Source organism: Aliagarivorans marinus DSM 23064, assembly GCF_000429485.1.
Taxonomy (GTDB): domain Bacteria; phylum Pseudomonadota; class Gammaproteobacteria; order Enterobacterales; family Celerinatantimonadaceae; genus Aliagarivorans; species Aliagarivorans marinus.
Window position 1 is genome coordinate 227,092 of the sequence record NZ_KE386908.1, and the last position, 17,344, is coordinate 244,435.

15 protein-coding genes are annotated in these 17,344 nt (G+C 54.2%); 9 read left to right on the forward strand and 6 right to left on the reverse strand.

Translation table 11 applies throughout. The features are described 5' to 3' along the window. Position 1 precedes the first annotated feature (1 nt). From metN to G461_RS24820, 5 genes are all read left to right on the forward strand, one after another. Positions 2-1,036 carry a methionine ABC transporter ATP-binding protein MetN gene (gene metN, locus G461_RS0118635; protein WP_026972980.1) on the forward strand — a complete coding sequence of 345 codons (1,035 nt, stop codon included), beginning with the start codon at positions 2-4 and terminating at the stop codon, positions 1,034-1,036. After that, complete coding sequence (locus tag G461_RS0118640) at positions 1,026-1,679, forward strand: methionine ABC transporter permease (protein ID WP_026972981.1); 654 nt, start codon at positions 1,026-1,028, stop codon at positions 1,677-1,679. Before metN ends, G461_RS0118640 begins: the two co-directional genes overlap by 11 nt. 58 nt (positions 1,680-1,737) lie before the next feature. Further along, positions 1,738-2,529, forward strand: coding sequence for a MetQ/NlpA family ABC transporter substrate-binding protein (locus tag G461_RS0118645; RefSeq protein WP_051333690.1), 792 nt, complete (start codon positions 1,738-1,740; stop codon positions 2,527-2,529). 162 nt (positions 2,530-2,691) lie between these two features. Further along, entirely contained in the window at positions 2,692-4,608 is a 1,917-nt protein-coding gene (locus tag G461_RS0118650) for a methyl-accepting chemotaxis protein (RefSeq protein WP_026972983.1), read from the forward strand. A gap of 116 nt (positions 4,609-4,724) precedes the next feature. Continuing rightward, on the forward strand, positions 4,725-5,561 hold the full coding sequence (locus tag G461_RS24820) for a CvfB family protein (protein ID WP_035480826.1): 837 nt from the start codon (positions 4,725-4,727) through the stop codon (positions 5,559-5,561). 7 nt (positions 5,562-5,568) lie between these two features. On the opposite strand, the gene G461_RS0118660 is transcribed toward G461_RS24820, so the two are convergent. Together G461_RS0118660 and lhgO are read right to left on the reverse strand one after the other, a co-directional pair. Next, positions 5,569-6,525, reverse strand: a complete 957-nt coding sequence (locus G461_RS0118660) for a YbgA family protein (RefSeq protein WP_026972984.1) — start codon at positions 6,523-6,525, stop codon at positions 5,569-5,571. A 218-nt stretch (positions 6,526-6,743) separates the two neighbouring features. Further along, on the reverse strand, positions 6,744-7,949 hold the full coding sequence (lhgO, locus tag G461_RS0118665; protein ID WP_026972985.1) for an L-2-hydroxyglutarate oxidase: 1,206 nt from the start codon (positions 7,947-7,949) through the stop codon (positions 6,744-6,746). Positions 7,950-8,033: 84 nt separating this feature from the next. On the opposite strand from lhgO, the gene G461_RS0118670 reads away from it, so the two are divergent. Continuing rightward, positions 8,034-8,789 (forward strand): sulfite exporter TauE/SafE family protein, encoded by a 756-nt coding sequence (locus tag G461_RS0118670; protein ID WP_035480699.1) that lies wholly within the window; start codon positions 8,034-8,036, stop codon positions 8,787-8,789. A 49-nt stretch (positions 8,790-8,838) separates the two neighbouring features. Beyond that, a complete protein-coding gene (locus tag G461_RS0118675) occupies positions 8,839-9,576 on the forward strand; it encodes a ferredoxin--NADP reductase (protein ID WP_026959133.1) in 738 nt (245 codons plus the stop codon). Between the two features lie 2 nt (positions 9,577-9,578). Here G461_RS0118675 and G461_RS0118680 read toward each other — a convergent pair whose 3' ends face one another. Continuing rightward, positions 9,579-10,751, reverse strand: coding sequence for an AAA family ATPase (locus tag G461_RS0118680; protein WP_026972987.1), 1,173 nt, complete (start codon positions 10,749-10,751; stop codon positions 9,579-9,581). A 159-nt stretch (positions 10,752-10,910) separates the two neighbouring features. Next, entirely contained in the window at positions 10,911-12,575 is a 1,665-nt protein-coding gene (gene ettA, locus G461_RS0118685; RefSeq protein ID WP_026959131.1) for an energy-dependent translational throttle protein EttA, read from the reverse strand. 465 nt (positions 12,576-13,040) lie between these two features. Between ettA and G461_RS24825 the strand changes: the two genes are divergently transcribed. Then, positions 13,041-13,946 carry a L,D-transpeptidase family protein gene (locus G461_RS24825; protein ID WP_035480703.1) on the forward strand — a complete coding sequence of 302 codons (906 nt, stop codon included), beginning with the start codon at positions 13,041-13,043 and terminating at the stop codon, positions 13,944-13,946. A 72-nt stretch (positions 13,947-14,018) separates the two neighbouring features. Here G461_RS24825 and G461_RS0118695 read toward each other — a convergent pair whose 3' ends face one another. Then, complete coding sequence (locus G461_RS0118695; protein ID WP_026958469.1) at positions 14,019-14,285, reverse strand: Lpp/OprI family alanine-zipper lipoprotein; 267 nt, start codon at positions 14,283-14,285, stop codon at positions 14,019-14,021. A gap of 194 nt (positions 14,286-14,479) precedes the next feature. After that, positions 14,480-15,511 carry a ChaN family lipoprotein gene (locus G461_RS24830; protein ID WP_051333691.1) on the reverse strand — a complete coding sequence of 344 codons (1,032 nt, stop codon included), beginning with the start codon at positions 15,509-15,511 and terminating at the stop codon, positions 14,480-14,482. A gap of 169 nt (positions 15,512-15,680) precedes the next feature. Here G461_RS24830 and glyA point away from each other — a divergent pair, with 169 nt between their 5' ends. Next, positions 15,681-16,934 (forward strand): serine hydroxymethyltransferase, encoded by a 1,254-nt coding sequence (gene glyA, locus G461_RS0118705; protein ID WP_026958470.1) that lies wholly within the window; start codon positions 15,681-15,683, stop codon positions 16,932-16,934. Positions 16,935-17,344 lie beyond the last annotated feature (410 nt).

Here is a 17,344-nt window from a genome sequence, read left to right on the forward strand (position 1 = left end):
AATGATTGAATTAAAGCAAGTATCTAAAACATATACTCATGCGGGGCGAACGGTAGCAGCGTTACGCCCGCTCGATCTGCAGGTAGAACGAGGCGAGATCTTCGGGATTATCGGCAGTTCTGGCGCGGGTAAGAGTACCCTTATCCGCTGCGTGAACCTGTTAGAACGGCCGGATGGTGGACAAGTGCTGGTAGATGGGCTCGATCTGATGAGCTTGCCAGCTAAACAGCTACGGGCTGCGCGCCAAGATGTGGCGATGATCTTCCAACACTTTAACCTGCTTAACTCGCGAACCGTGTTTGGCAATGTGGCATTGCCGCTGGAGTTAGCGGGGGCAGATAAGCAGCAGATTGCTGAGAAAGTCGCATCGCTGTTGGAGCTGGTCGGGTTGGCGGATAAAGCCAATAGCTATCCGGCGATGCTATCGGGCGGCCAGAAACAGCGAGTGGCGATCGCCCGGGCCTTAGCGGTTGACCCAAAGGTACTGCTGTGCGACGAAGCGACCTCGGCGCTGGACCCAGAAACCACCTCGGCGATCCTTGATTTGCTCAAGCGGATTAATCAACAGCTCGGCCTAACCATCCTACTTATCACGCATGAGATGGATGTGGTTAAGCGGATCTGCGACAAGGTGGCAATCATCGACGATGGCGCATTGGTTGAGCAGGGGCCGGTGGGCGAGTTCTTTGCCAATGCAAAGACCGAGTTGGCCAAGCGATTTATTGCCTCCACCATGCACTTGGAGGTGCCGGCTTCCTATCAGCGTCGCTTGCACAGTAACGCAAAGGCCAGCAGCCATCCCTTGGTGAAGCTCAGCTTTCGAGGCGATGCGGTGGATGCACCGGTGATTTCTCAGGTAGCGCGTAAGTTCAACATCGACTTGTCGATTGTCAGCGCACAAATGGACTACCTCGGTGGCAACAAGTTTGGCTTGATGCTGGTGGAGCTAAGTGGTGAGCAGGCGGCAATCCAAGACAGTCTGGCCTACTTCGAACAACACAATATCACTGCGGAGGTAGTGGCTTATGTCGACTGATCTGTTTCCTCTACTGTTGAAAGCCACTTGGCAAACCCTGCAGATGGTGGGTTTGTCGGGGCTGGTGGTCGCACTGTTTGGCATCCCTCTTGGGTTTTTGCTGCACTTGACCAAGGCCGAGCAGTTACTGGCGATGCCTTGGCTGAACCGGATTCTGGGCACGGTGGTCAACGCAGGCCGCTCTATTCCCTTCATTATTTTACTGGTGGCCTTGATCCCGTTTACCCGTTTTGTGGTGGGCACCAGTATCGGCACCATGGCAGTGGTGGTGCCGTTGAGTATCGGTGCTATCCCATTCATCGCCCGCTTGGTGGAAGGGGCGTTGTTAGAGATCCCGTCTGGCTTGGTGGAAGCGGCTGAGGCGATGGGGGCCAGCCCTTGGCAAACCATTCGCAAAGTGCTGCTACCGGAAGCGCTACCGGGGATCATCAACAGCATCACCATCACTCTGGTTACGCTGGTCAGCTATTCGGCCATGGCTGGAGCGGTGGGTGGCGGAGGCTTGGGCGATGTAGGCATTCGCTATGGCTACTACCGTTTTGAGCCCGAGGTGATGGTGGCCACGATCGTGGTATTGCTGGCACTGGTACAGCTTATTCAGATGTTGGGCGATGCGCTGGTACGCGCCATCGACCATCGATGAGCCAATAGATAAATCAATAGACAAAACTAAAAATAAAGTAACAAGTGAGAACGCAACAATGAGTAACCTAATAAAAAACTTTATCTTGGGCGGTAGCGCATTATTGCTAGCGGCCTGTGGCAGCAACGACGACGTACTGAAAATCGGTGCTATGGCCGGTGAGGAAGAGCAGGTTGCTGAAATCGCCGCCGAAGTGGCCAAGCAGCAGTTCGGTCTGCAGGTTGAGATTGTGGCTTTCAGTGACTACGTCACGCCAAACGAAGCGCTCAACGACGGTAGTATTGACCTGAATGCTTTTCAGCACCGCCCTTACTTGGATGCACAGGTTGAAGCGCGTGGCTACGACATCGTAGCAGTGGCCAGCACCTTTGTTTACCCGATTGCAGCATACTCGCAAAAGCTAGACAGCTTGGAAGAGTTGCAAGCCGGCGCAAAAGTGGCGCTGCCAAATGACCCGAGTAACCTAGGTCGCTCGTTGGTATTGCTGGAGCAACAAGGTTTGTTGGTGCTCAAGCCTGAGGCGGGCATCAACGCAACCACTCGCGATATCGTCGAAAATCCGCTGAACTTGGAAATCTTGGAGCTAGAAGCTGCGCAACTGCCGCGCTCGCTAAACGATGTGGCCTTTGCGGTTATTAATAACAGCTTTGCAGGCATGTCGGGTCTGTCTCTGAAAGAGCACGGTTTGTTTGTTGAGAGCAAAGAGAGCCCTTACGTAAACCTGATTGTGGCGCGTAGCAACAACCAGCAAGATGAGCGCGTGCAGCAGTTCATTGAGGCTTACCAGAGTGAGCCGGTGTATCAAAAAGCCTACGAGCTGTTCCAAGGCAATATCGTAAAAGGTTGGTAATTCAATCTCTTACAAATAACTCTCTAAACGGCCAAATCCTTGGCCGTTTATTTATCCCCTGTCATATAAATGTCACAGCACCGTCATAGGATCCGCCCATAAAGCCCTACAACTCCCAGTTGTATGGGATTGAAACCAGTTCCAGTTGTTAAAGGACTAACAATGCGCGTATCCCAATTTACCCGCCTGCAAATACTGGCATTAATGCTGATTAGTGGGTTGCTGTTCGTTGGCCTCTACTACTCCTTGAGCCAAAGTTTGCAAGCCGACAACAAGCTCAGCCACTATCAGGCGCTTAAGCTGGAATTTAGTCGCGACCTGATGAGTTCGATCCACTCCTACCTTGATACTGGCGATGCTATTAAGCTCAGTCAGGCAGAAGATCTGGCCATCTCGCTTGGCGAGCGCAGCCGCGACATGGGGCTTATCGAGCTGAGTGTGCTGCTTAATGAATTTGTTGAGGCCCTGCAGCAGCGCTACCGGGCGCTCGGAAAACTCAGTGGTGATGAGCAGGGCTTGCTGGTGAACGCGGAACGTGAGCTGGTCGCATGGACTGACAGCGCACTGGATTATGCCCAGCAGGCCGACCACCCCAAACGTATCGATTACTTTAGTTCGGCCGGTAAACTGCTCACCGAGCTGGCTATGTTAGCGCAGCAGCGTCAGCGCTATTTCGATAACCCCGGCGAGGCAAGTCAACAAAGCTACTTGGCGACCGTTAAACGGGTCGAGCAGTTGGCGACCAAGCTCTCCAATCTACCCTTACTCGGGGTATTCGCAGAAGCGCCGGAAGATGACTTTGTTTTAGGTGAGCCAGAAGAGCCGGAAGACTTGGCTGAAGAGATCCAAGCCGAGCTACGTTCATTGGCGCGCCGCTACCCCATGGAGCTAGATAACTCCCTGCAGTTGATTGCCCAGCGCGAAAGTCTGCGCGAGGCCTTGCGCGATGAAGTGGCCAACTTGAGTCAACGGCTAGACAGCGCGGCGGCTGAGGTTGAAGTGTATCGACAAGAGGTGAATCAGCGCACCGAATGGAGCCTCTACTCTATCGCTGCGGTGCTGTTTGGTTTGGCAATCATGATTTGGGTGGTGACGCGCTACATCGTATTGCTGCCACTGCGTAACTTGCGCGATGGCTTTCGTGAGTTAGTGGAAAACGACCGGGTCGAGTTTCTGCAGGTGCGACAAAAAAACACCGAGCTAGGCGAGATTGCCAACTACTTCAACCACTTACTCAATGGCCAGCTAGAGCAGCAGCAGCGACGCAACGAGCAGTTGTCGGTGGTGTCTGACTCGCTTAGTCGCGTGACCACGCAGATCCAGTCCCTGCAGCAGCAGTCCCAAACAACTGATGAGCAGATGAGTGCATCGCAGTCGTTGATGGGCCAGCTCGAGGCCTTAGCGGCTCAGCTGAACCAGATCGCCACCAACCTGGAAGACAAAGCCCACGCCACCGAGCAGGCGATGGTCGATAGCTTGCAGGATGTGGAGAAGGTAATGGATGCCAGCAGCCAAACCCAGCAAGCGGTGGCTGCTGGACGAGAGTCTCTGGCTACCTTAGTGACCGCTGTGACCGACGTAAGCGCTATTTTGGATGTGATCCGCAGCGTCGCCGAACAGACCAATCTACTGGCCTTGAACGCGGCAATTGAGTCGGCGCGCGCTGGCGAGCATGGCCGCGGCTTTGCTGTGGTCGCCGATGAGGTGAGGAATCTGGCGATGAAAACCCAAGGCTCGCTGGAAGAGGTTACCGAGATCCTCAGCCAACTGAGCGAGTCCTCAACGAGCCTGCAAGGGCACATCAATGGGATTGGCGAAGCCAGCGAACACCAACGTGAGATCTCAACCCGTTTACTGCAGACCAGCAGCGACGTACGCGCGCAGGCGCAAAGCTCGGCCGAGGTGTCCGAGCAGGCCTCTCAGTGCATTCGTGAGCAAAGTAGCTGTATGGCTGATTTTGGCGGGCAGATGGCGCGGATGAAAAGCCAGATCGATTCCGCTTGTCGCTTGGCGGTGGATATTGAAGCAGATGTTTCCTCTCAGGCCAGCAATATCGTGAAAACCCTGCAGGTGGCCTAAAATGCGTGCTCTGCTAAAAAACACGGTTAGCTGAAAAAATACTAAAATCCAAGCATGTCGGGGCGGCTCTTGTTAGAATGCCGCCTTTTCCACCCCTGCTAATCGAGAGTATCGCCATGCTTGAACTCGGCCGAGTTAACCGTCTTCCTCTAGTCACTGACCCATCTGGTCAACCTTGTGTTGATGCCGGAGAGCTGGGGCTATTGAGCATTAAGCCCGAGGAGATGGAGCGAGTGAAGCCTGATAGCGACAGTGTCGATGCTTTCCTGTATCGCGATAATGACGCCGGTGTCGTTGCCACCCTCAAGCGCCCTAAGGCGCAAGTCGGTGAGTGTGCCAACCTGCGCGTTACCAGCATCACCCCGGTGGGCATCTTTATGGATTGGGGTCTGGATAAAGAGCTGTTTGTGCCCTACAACCAGCAGCAGCAACCGATGCAGGTTGACCACAGCTACGTGGTGCACCTTTACCTGGACAACGAAGAGCGTGTGGTAGCCAGCGCTAAGCTGGACCGCTTCCTCGATAAGACCGAGCACGACTACCGCGATGGCCAGCAGGTGAATATTTTGGTCGCCGGGCGAACCGAGCTCGGTTACAAGGCCATCGTTGAGAACCAGCACTGGGGAATACTTTATTACGACCAAGTGTTTCAGCGGGTGCGTGCCGGTGAGCAGCTAAAAGCCAAGATCGCCAAGGTGCGCAGCGACGGTAAGTTAGATCTGAGCATGGGCGCGGGTGGCAAAAAGCAGAGCGACGAACTGGGTGAACGGATTCTGGCTAAGCTTCGCCAAGAAGATGGCTATCTGGCGATTAGCGACAAAAGCTCGCCTCAGGTGATCTCGGCGGTATTTGGCGTGAGCAAAGGGGCCTACAAAAAAGCCATTGGTGCGCTCTACAAACAAGGCCTGATTACTATCAGTAAAACAGGCCTTGTGCTGAACGACGAAGACTAAGCAGATCTCAAAGCGAGTAGCGTAGCCTCAGTGCCATCGGGTGCGGGTTGAGATAAACCTGCGCCGAGAGATAGTCGTTGGGGTGCTCGCGCAGATAGTGTTGCAACAGCACCACCGGTGCGAGCAGCGGCAGCATTCCCTTCTTGTAGTTAATAATGTGATCGGCCAACTCTTGGCGCTGCTCACTGCTAAGCTGCTTCTTGAAATAGCCCTGTAGGTGCTGCAGTACATTGCAGTGATTCTTACGGCTAATGTTGTGCTTCATAATCGCCATAAACTCAACGATATAGCGCTCAAACCCAGCTTGGTCATTCTCGCTAAGGTTGGCAACCACCGGCCCTAACTGGCGGTAACGCTCGGGGTTATGCGCCATCAGCAAGTACTTGTAGCGTGAGTGAAACAGCATGATCTTGGAGACGGTCAAACCGCTTTGCTGCATGCACTGCCAATCGTGGTAGGCGTACACCCGGCTAATAAAATTCTCTCGTAGGATGGCATCGTTGAGCCGACCATCTTCTTCGACGGGTAGCAGCGGATTGTTGGCCATCAGCTTGGCGGTGAACAGGCCGACGCCGTCGCGCGAGGCATTGTTCTTCGCGGGCGAGTAGACACTGACTCGCTCCATGCCGCAGCTCGGCGATTTTGCACAGACCACGTAGCCACTCAGATGGCTCAAACGCTTGGTTTGCTGCTCGCTAAACGCTTCCATGGATTCAGTCACATCGATACTGCCATCGCTGGCCTGCAGGCGGATGCGCTGGTCGTCTTCGACCAGGCGGATGGTTTTACGCGGCGTGCCCATGCCGATGGCCAACTCCGGGCAGATCGGCTGAAAGTCAAAATACTCGGTAAGCTCATAACGGCAGAAACGGCTCTGTTTATGGCCGCCATCATAACGAACTTCCTGTCCTAGCAGGCATGCACTGATGCCCACTTGAATGCGCTGCGATGAAAACTCAGACATTGCTACCTCGACTCTGTCGTGAAGGGTTAACAGGGGGCTTGAAGGATGTGTCCCAGCTAACATGTAACTCATTTAAGCATAGTAGAAGTCGCGCGGTAGCTCGGGGCAACTGCAGTTCCGTTTGCTCGAAGAGTGCTTGTCTTCTCATCGCCCTGTGACGGGGGAGCCATCGAAACTACCTGCGCAACATTTTCATACGCTAGCGAAGAGTGAATCGATCACGGCGCATATTTTTCTGCGATTTTCTGGCACAGATACTCGCCGATGGGGATCGCCGACGTGGCTGCAGGGGAGGGGGCATTGCACACATGCAGGCTACGTGGACTTTCGGCAAACAAAAAATCGTGCACCATCGCACCGTCGCGCATCACAGCCTGGGCGCGGATACCGGCTGGATAGGGCTTTAAGTCTCTGAGCGTGAGGCTGGGGCAATACTTGCGAACCAGTTGCAGGTAGCCGGGCTTGAACAGGGAGTTTTTCGCCTCGCGCAGCCCTGCACTCAAGTGGCTGCGGGTAGTCTTCCAGAAGCCTTCGAATGAGAGCATTTCACAAAGATCGCTACGATTGATGCTCAGCTTGCGGTAGCCCTCGCGTGACAGGCCCTGTACCGCGTTGGGGCCAACGGTCACGCTGCCATCAACCATCCGAGTCAAGTGCACGCCTAAAAATGGCAGTTTGGGGTCGGGGATCGGATAAATAAGGTGTTTGATTAACTGGTTGCGCGATTCGGGGAGCTGATAGTACTCGCCGCGATAAGGGATGATCTGAAACTCGGTAGGCAGGCCATGTAGTTTGCATAAACGGTCGGCTTGCAGCCCGCCACATACCACCAAAAACTGGCAGCTAAGCGCCTGCTCTTGGCATTGGACTTCTACCTCCTCGCGGCGCTCTTTGATGCCGACGACTTGCTGGTTAACTAGGATCTCGCCACCGAGTTCTCGGATCAGTTCCGCTATACGTTGGCAAATCGCCGGATAATCAGCAATGCCGGTATCAAAGACCTTAATCGCGCCTAAGCCAGTGATATTCGGTTCAGCCTCGGCCAGTTTGGCCGCATCCCACAGCTCGCAGGCAATCTGGTTATGTTTGCAGCGCTCGAAAAGCTGCTCCATCCGATCAAGCTCCTGATGATCGGTTGCCACCAGTAGCTTGCCGCATTGTTGATAGGGGATCTGATGTTGTTCGCAGAACGCGATGGTGGCCTTTAGCCCACGCTTGCAGAAATCAGCCTTAAGGCTGCCCGGCTCGTAGTAGACCCCGGCGTGGATAACCCCGCTGTTATGACCGCTTTGGTGCTGGGCGAGCTGGGATTCTTTTTCGAGCAGGACTAAGCGCTTACCCGGGTATGTTTGAAGCAGCTGCCATGCCGTGGACAGGCCAACAATACCGCCACCCACAACAATAAAATCAACATCTTGTCTCATTGACATCCTTATCCGAGCTTGTTGATCTTGAGTGTAACAGGCGAACAAGAAGATTTGGATAGTGGTGACAAGGATGCAATACAGATGACGGTGCTAGAGATAAGCGCATTGCTGGTGCTCGGGCTACTTGCTGGTGGTATCAACACCCTTGCAGGTGGAGGCTCCAACCTGACGGTTCCCGCGCTGATGGTCATGGGCATGCCTGCCGAAGTGGCCAATGCCACTAACCGGGTTGGGATCTTCCTGCAGTGCCTGACCGGAACCTTGGGCTTTAAACGCCACAATCAGCTGGATACTCAGGATCTCTCCGGTATTCTGTGGCCGATGTTTGTCGGTGGTCTGGCGGGCTCAGCGGCAGCGGCGTTCGCTCCCAGTTACTTGATCAAATACTTGCTGTTGGGCGCCATGCTTAGCGTCACCGGTTTGATGTTGCTGCGCAGTGAAGTGATGTCGCCGCAAGCGAATGAGCCAGTCAAGCGGGTCAATGACACGCCATCGGCTTGGCCTGCGCTATTGTTTGCGGGCTTCTATGGCGGCTTTGTGCAGGCGGGTGTCGGCTTTGTGCTGCTGGCCGCCCTGGTGGGCAGCCTGCGCTATGACCTGATAAAGGCTAATGCTCTTAAACTGGTCTGTACCCTCGGTTTTACCGCCGTCGCGCTGGTGATGTTTATCTGGCAAGGGCAAGTCAGCTGGCTGCCGGCGCTGGTATTGGCGGCCGGCTATATGGTCGGAGCACAGTTGGCCGTGAAGTTGGCCATTTCTGCTAAACCTCAGACTCTTAAGCGCTTTTTGTTTGCGATGACGCTGGTGGCCTGTGTTGCTGCCTTGTTCAGTGAGTGACTATGCTTTAGGTCAACGATCATTTGTTGCAACGATTTAGGGAGACGCTATGTGGGTGACGGGCAAGGTTAGGGAACGCATCGATTGGAACGACAGCCTCTTTACCATCAAGATCGAGGCGGACATTCCCCGCTTCAAGGCCGGCCAGTTCATCAAACTGGCAGAACAGCGCGATGGAAAGCGCTTGGCGCGCGCCTACTCTCTGGTCAATGCCCCCGATGACCCCTTATTGGAAGTGTTGGCCATCAAGGTGGAAGACGGTCAGCTATCGCCCCAGCTCCACCAACTACAGATCGGCGACAGCATCGAACTATCCAGTAATGCCGCCGGCTTTATGGTGGTCGATGAGGTACCTGAGTCCCGCGACCTGTGGCTACTGGCTACTGGCACTGGCGTCGGTCCCTTTCTTTCCATGATTGACGACCCGCTTACCTGGCAGCGCTTTGACAACGTGGTGCTGTGTTACGGGGTGCGCTTTGGCGAAGACCTCTGTTATCTGGAACGGATCCATCGGCAGGGGCAAGCCAAGCCCGGACGCTTCCACTTTGTGCCGCTGGTCACCCGCGAAGCTCATCCTGACAGCCTGCAAGCGCGCATTCCTCCGGCTTTGCTATCCGGTGAGCTAGAGTCTTTCGCCGGTCTTAGCCTTAGCGCCGAGCACTCCCATGTGATGCTGTGTGGTAATCCGCAGATGATCAGCGATGGCATCGAGGCGCTGCAGCAAAAAGGGCTACGCAAGCACCTGCGACGAGAACCCGGGCATATCACTGTGGAGCGCTATTGGTAGCGCTAACGCAAATCGGGCCAGGCCCACGGCGGTGTGTTCAATAGATCCTGTCCTTCAATTTCCGTCTGACCAAACTGCTTGCGTAGGCGAATGGCGTTGCATTCCGCTTGCTGCTCGAGGGCATCGATTAGTGCGGGTGCATGCGAGACCACCCACACTTGGGTAGCTTGGCTGGCTTTGATAATCAGCCGCGCTAATGCGGGAAGCAGTTCCGGGTGTAGGCTGGTTTCCGGTTCGTTGATGACCATCAAACTGGGCGGGCGAGGAGTCAGCAGGGCGGCCACCCACAGCAGGTAGCGTAGGGTACCATCGGAAAGCTCCTTACCGCTTAGCGGTCGCAGTAAGCCATGTTGGTTAAATTCTATATTAAATAGACCATTGTCAGAGACTTGTATGGTTAAGCGGGCGCCGGGGAAGGCATCTTCGATGGCCTCTTCAAGCCCTTGCTCGTCACCGATCTCGATAATAGTCTGCAGGGCCGCGGCTAAGTCACTTCCATCATGACCCAGTACCGTGGTGCGGGTACCGAGTTGGGGTAAGCGCGCTGGTGCCTCGGAGTCGGTTCGGAAATGGTCGTAGAAGCGCCAGTTCTTGATGAACTCCCGCAAGTTCAAAACTTCTGGGGTGTGCTGTGGGTCGGCGAGCTGAGTGAAGATGCTCTCGAACATCGGCATATGCTGAGTAATCACCTGCCATTGGCGTTTATCTCTGGCCTTCACCAGGCAATCCGTGCGCTCCACCAAGGCGGACGCCGGGCGGTACTTGCTACCTTGCCAGATGCTCTCGCGTTTCACTTCTGGGTCTAACTCAAAGGCGCTGGGGTAGGGCAGTGGCGGGGTAATCCCTAAAGACACCGAGTAGCTAAACTCACTTGCGGCAAAACCCAGGCGAAGGCGCTTGACTGCCTGCGAGTTGGTGGCTTGAATATCCTGCTCACCGTGGCGCATTGCCCGGGATATCTTTGCCGGGCCCGCCCAAAACGTGGATTCAATCCCACCTTCTTTAGCCAGCGAGTTAACCACACCGCCGCGCGCGGTTTCGGCGAGCAGCCTAAGCGCTTTGTAGAGGTTTGATTTGCCACTGCCATTGGCGCCAGTGATGAGATTCAGGTTGGCCAATGGGATGACAATGTTTTGCAGTGAGCGGTAGTTACTGATTGCCAGAGTTTCAATCAAGGTCGTGTCCCTACGAGTAACAAGTTGGCGGATTCAAGGTTACCAGTTTGCACTCAGGGCTTGAAGTTCAAGCCCACCGCGCGAGGCTAGGGACGGTTTACCGCCATAAACCAAAGGCTTCCCGAAGGAAGCCTTTCTATCAAGCTGTGCAGCACAGGATTAGTTTATACGCTTGTACTTAATGCGGTGTGGCTGCAGAGCGTCTTCGCCGATGGTTTCCTTCATCCAGGCTTCGTACTCGGTGTAGTTACCTTCGTAGAAGTTGACCTGACCTTCATCGCGGTAATCGATGATGTGGGTGGCGATACGATCCAAGAACCAACGGTCGTGCGAGATAACCAAGGCACAGCCAGCAAACTCCAACAAGGCGTTTTCCAGGGCGCGCAGGGTTTCTACGTCCAGATCGTTGGTCGGTTCGTCGAGTAGCAATACGTTGCCGCCGGCTTGTAGTAGCTTGGCCAGGTGCAGGCGACCACGCTCACCACCGGATAGTTCGCCAACCCGTTTCTGCTGGTCGGTGCCTTTAAAGTTAAATCGGCCAACGTAGGCGCGGCTTGGGATTTCAATGTTACCGATGCGCAGGATGTCCTGACCGCCCGATACTTCTTGCCAAACGGTGGCAGAGTTATCCATGGCATCACGGAACTGATCCACGCTGGCCAGCTCAACGGTATCCCCCAACTCGATGCTACCGCTGTCAGGCTGCTCTTGACCGTTTAGCATGCGGAACAGGGTCGATTTACCCGCACCGTTCGGGCCGATAATACCGACGATGGCACCTTTAGGAATACTGAACGACAGATCGTTAATCAGCACGCGGCCATCGTAGGCTTTGTTTAGGTTGGTTACATCGATAACCTTATCGCCCAAGCGCTGAGCTGCTGGGATAAACAGCTCATTGGTTTCGTTGCGCTGCGAGTAGTTCTGGTTGTTAAGCTCTTCAAAGCGTGACAGACGCGCCTTGCTCTTGCTTTGACGACCCTTGGCGTTGCTGCGTACCCATTCCAGCTCTTTCTGGATGGATTTCATGCGGGCTTTCTCTTGGGAGGCTTCTTGGGCTAGGCGAGCTTCTTTTTGCTCCAGCCACGACGAGTAGTTGCCTTCCCATGGAATACCTTCACCACGGTCAAGCTCGAGGATCCAACCGGCCACGTTATCCAGGAAGTAACGGTCGTGGGTAACCGCCACAACGGTGCCTTCGTAGTCGTGCAGGAAGCGCTCCAGCCAAGCTACTGATTCAGCATCCAAGTGGTTGGTCGGTTCGTCGAGTAGCAGCATATCTGGCTTTTCTAGCAGCAGGCGGCACAGTGCCACGCGGCGGCGCTCACCACCGGAAAGCACCTTGATCTGGGTGTCCCACTCAGGCAGGCGCAGCGCATCGGCGGCGCGTTCCAGTTGTGACTCCAGGCTGTGGGCGTCGTGGGTGGCCAGAATCGCTTCCAGCTCGCCTTGCTCTTGGGCTAGTGCGTCGAAGTCGGCATCCGGTTCGGCGTAGGCGGCGTAGACTTCATCCAAACGAGTCTGGGCGTTTTTTACGATGGCGACGGCTTCTTCAACCACTTCGCGAACGGTTTTCTCGAGATCTAGCTGAGGCTCCTGTGGCAGGTAGCCGATCTTGGTGCCCGGATGGGCGCGGGCTTCACCTTCAATCTCGGTATCGATGCCGGCCATAATCCGCAGCAGGGTAGATTTACCCGCACCGTTAAGACCCAATACGCCGATTTTAGCGCCGGGGAAAAAGCTCAGTGAGATGTCTTTTAGAATGTGTCGCTTGGGAGGAACGATTTTCCCTACGCGATTCATGGTGTAGATGAACTGGGCCATTTGGCTCACTCCTTAAACGTTGGCATTGGCAGGCGTTATCAATCGACACTTTAGTGTAGCGTGGCTGAATTTACGGCTGCCGGAAATTTGCCGCCAATCATACTGAGTAAGTGGCCGCTTTACAGCCTCTTTACCGCGTGAGTGGTGAGAAAACCCCCATAAGCTTTGAGCTGCAGCACATTTTTTGTTCGCTAAACAAATTTTTTTCGCTGTTAAGAGAACTTTTGCCAGAACCCTAACTCATAAGGGGTAGTAAACAATTGAGGTAGCAGGGAAGGAAGCTACCGATTCAGGAAGAATTTTAGGGGACAACATGGGATTTCACTGGCTTAGTTTGATCGTATTTATCTGGGGCGCACTCACCTACCTAGTTGGCGTTGCTGGGATCATCTAACACACCCGACTTAACAGTGGCGGGCGACAGTGCTATGTTGGTGGCATGTATCAACCAGCTCACTTGATCCAATGTTAAAGTTCGTCGCTAGTGCGCTAGCATTTTTAAGCACTTCCGTTTTTGCTCTCACCTACCAGCTACCGGACGATGCGTCTCGAGTGGTCGGCTATAACCAGCAGCATATCGTCGAGTCAGGCGAAAACATGGCGATGATCGCCGAGCGCTATGAAGTGGGCTTTTTACACCTGCTCGCCGCCAACCCCGGTATCGACCCCTTTGTGCCCGGTGCAGGTAATACCCTACTGATTCCCACCCAGCTGCTATTACCCGATGAGCCTCGCGAAGGCATCGTCATCAACCTCGCTGAGCTGCGCTTGTATTTGTACCGCCCAGACGCCGGTGAGGTGGATGTCTTCCCGATTGGTATTGGTCGAATTGGCCGAGCCACCCCCGAGATGACCACCCACATCAGCCAGATGCGCGAGAATCCCAGTTGGGTACCGACCCAGAAAACCCGCGATGAGTATGCCGCGCGCGGTGAGCCACTGCCATGGAAAGTCCCACCCGGTCCGGATAACCCACTCGGCCTGTTTGCGATGCGTCTGGCTTACGGGCGGGGCGAGTACCTGATCCATGGCACCAATCAAAGTTTTGGGGTGGGCCTGCGGGTGAGCGCCGGCTGTATCCGCTTGTTCCCAGAACATATTGAGTATGTATTTGGTCAGGTGGGGGTTGGCACGCCGGTGAAGATCATCAATCAGCCGGTTAAATACGCCAACGAGCCCGATGGTCGGATGATGCTGGAGATCCACGAGCCGCTGAACCGCAGCGAAGAGGAACGTAGCGAGCCGAGCAACCTGCGCCTTAGCCGCGAGCAGGTGCAGTTTATCTCACAAGATGGGGTGGACAGTCGCTTGGTTAATCAACTGCTTAGACAGCAGCAAGGTATTGTGTTTGAGGTGGGCGCCCAAGGATAGAGACTTGCGGGGCTGATGTGCAGACAACAAAAAGCGATGCCAAGGCATCGCTTTTTTACATCGCAGCTTTTCTTATTTAGAGAAAGAGCTAGATGCCATGTTGTCAATGCGCTCGTTAGCACGCATAGCTGCAGACAGAGCTTTGTCAGCAGTAGCTTGAGCTGCGTCTACGTCGCCCTTGATAGAGCTGTGCTCAGCACGTAGAGCTGCAACTTCGCTAGAAAGTGCGTCAACTTGACCTTGTAGGGTGCTTACTTCGTTTTCCAGCGCGGTAGTGTTACTACAACCAGCCAAAACAACAGTAGAAGCGATGGCGCCAGCAACTAAAAACTTTTTCATGTGGATGTCCTTCATTGTGATCATGCAAACAAGCGTATGATTATGTTCCGATTTGCAATTACTCTGTGAGTCGCAGTAATGATTATGGCGTATTCATTCTTGACTGCAAGCCTTTGCATGGCAAAAGTGACGAAAAAACCAACATTTTCAGTGTGGTTGCTTTGATATTGATTAGATAAACACTAAAGGTTTGCTCATTCGAGTGCCGTGGGCTGGGCATCGAGCTGACAGTTCGCAGTATTGTGTGAAATATGTCCCCATTGCTGAAATTGCCGTTGCGGGTCGACATATTGAATAGGCAAGGCCTTCACCACCAGTAAGTATTCACCCCGCAGTTGCCGCTGGGCTAGATTCAACTCGCGGAATTCTTGCTCAGTGACCACCACTACGCTGGCAATCGATAGGCTTGGATCACGCCATTTAACCCGTGCATACGTACCTTGGCGATAATCGCTGTGGAAGTTGCCCACGGTGAGTACCACCAATGAATGCTGCTCGGCTTGCCTTACCACCGATTCGGCCATGGTCTCGTCCCACACCAGCATGGCCTGAAAGTGACGCTCTTGGCTTTGATCGTTTGGCTCGCCGCCATGATGGCCGTTGCCCAGCAAGCGGCTGCGATACGCTTCATCGTCCATGAAAAACTCAGAGGCCACCCACGCCCGCTGCTCATCGCTTAGCGTGTCTAAGTAATCGAGCCCATGTTGTCCCACACAGCGGGTCGCCAGTGTTGGTGCATTGGCCGCAATGACGGGCTGGCGTTGTGCTTTAGCAAACTCTACCAAAGGGCGGTAGCTAGATGGGTAGTTGCCCCAGGCATCGGCTTCGTGGCGGAACCACGCCTCACCTATCTCACCACGTAGATAGCTGTCGACGGTGGCTTGATGGTTGCGGCTGAACTGCTCCATCGCCAATACCCAATCTGGCTGTGGGGCTGTCAACCCCACCAACAGCTGCATCTGCGCCAGATGAATCGCTGGGTGGCCGTGTAGCTCGCCCAAGATCACTACCTGATGATCGGATAACTCAGCGGCGGCCTGCTCTGTAGTTAACTGGCGTTGATCGGCAGTGCTATAGAGCCGGTATTGATAGTAATGAGCAAGCTCTGGTGCTGGTTGCTCCTTTATGGGGGCGTCGCTGGGGGAGGCGGAGTTCGCGGGATCGGCTATCTGACTGCAGCCCAGGCAGAGGCCACAACTCAGGCTAAAGGCGAGCAAAGGTTTCATTGAGGACTCCTGCAAAAGGTGCGCTGTTTAAGTCTAACGAATTCAAACCTTAGTCAGGCTTTTTTAGTTGCAACTTTATTTTCACATTGGGGCTGAGTTATCTGGGTAACTGGGGTAGAATCCCTGCTTCATCACCCACCAACATGATTTACAGGTACAGGAGAGACTGATGTTAAAGCGTGATTTGAATATTGCCGATTACGATGCCGAACTATGGCAGGCGATGACCGATGAGACGGTTCGCCAAGAAGAACACATCGAGCTGATTGCTTCAGAGAACTACACCAGCCCACGAGTAATGGAAGCGCAGGGCTCTCTGCTGACCAATAAATACGCTGAAGGCTACCCGGGCAAACGCTACTACGGCGGTTGTGAGTATGTCGATAAAGCGGAATTCCTGGCTATCGAGCGTGCTAAGCAGCTGTTCGGTGCCGACTATGCCAACGTGCAGCCACACTCTGGCTCGCAAGCTAACTCAGCCGTATACATGGCACTACTGAACGCCGGCGATACCGTATTAGGTATGAGCTTGGCCCACGGTGGCCACCTGACCCACGGCGCCTCAGTGAGCTTCTCCGGTAAGATCTACAACGCCGTTCAATACGGTATCGACCCAGAGACTGGCAAAGTGGATTACGCCGAGGTTGAGCGTCTGGCCCTTGAGCACAAGCCGAAGATGATCATCGCTGGCTTCTCCGCTTACTCGGGTATTCTTGACTGGCAGGCCTTCCGTGATATCGCGGATAAAGTGGGTGCTTACCTGTTTGTCGATATGGCGCACATTGCTGGCTTGGTGGCTGCTGGCCTTTATCCAAACCCAGTACCGGTGGCTGACGTGGTTACCACTACTACTCACAAAACCCTAGCGGGTCCTCGTGGTGGCTTGATCTTGGCGCGCGCCAATGAAGAGATCGAGAAGAAACTGAACTCTGCGGTATTCCCGGGCGGTCAGGGTGGCCCTCTGATGCACGTGATTGCTGCTAAAGCCGTGGCCTTTAAAGAAGCCATGGAGCCTGAGTTTAAGACCTACCAGCAAGCGGTTATCGACAACGCCAAAGCGATGGTAGCAGTCATGCAAGAGCGCGGTTACAAGATCGTCTCTAACGGCACCGACAACCACCTGTTCTTGGTCGACCTGATCGATAAAGACATCACCGGTAAAGATGCTGATGCTGCCCTTGGCCGTGCCAACATCACTGTGAACAAGAACTCGGTACCGAACGACCCGCGTTCACCGTTTGTGACCTCTGGTCTGCGTATTGGTACGCCAGCGATCACTCGCCGTGGTCTGGACGTTGCAGCGGTTCAACAGCTGGCCTCGTGGATGTGTGATGTTCTGGACAATCTGGAAGATGACGCGACAATCGACCGTGTGAAACAGCAAGTTTTGGAACTGTGTAAACGCTACCCGGTTTACAAATAAAACCAGTTTGAAACTTTTCCGTCGGTAAGACGGTCTGAATATAGGAGGCTATGCCTCCTTTTTTAGTATTTGCAAAAGGAAGTGCGGTGTTGAAATAATCGTCAATACTGGCATCTAGATTGCTTGAGATCAAAGGATTGAATAACAGGTCAGTTAGACTCTGCGCAACCTCAAGGGCTTGGCGCGATCTGACCGACAACTCTGATGGAGTGTGTAATGAATCCTTTAAGTAATGCCAAGCGACTGCTGTTTATCCAGGTAATCGTCTGGGGCAGTGTGGCAGTTGTCGCCATCACCTAAGCTAACTTGCCGCAAGGCTGCCGATGCGCAGCCAGCGTAACCGCGGTCTTTGAACCATCGTGACGGCAACTCGCCGCCGTTAAGCGGCGCGTTTTCTCCGTAATTTCTGA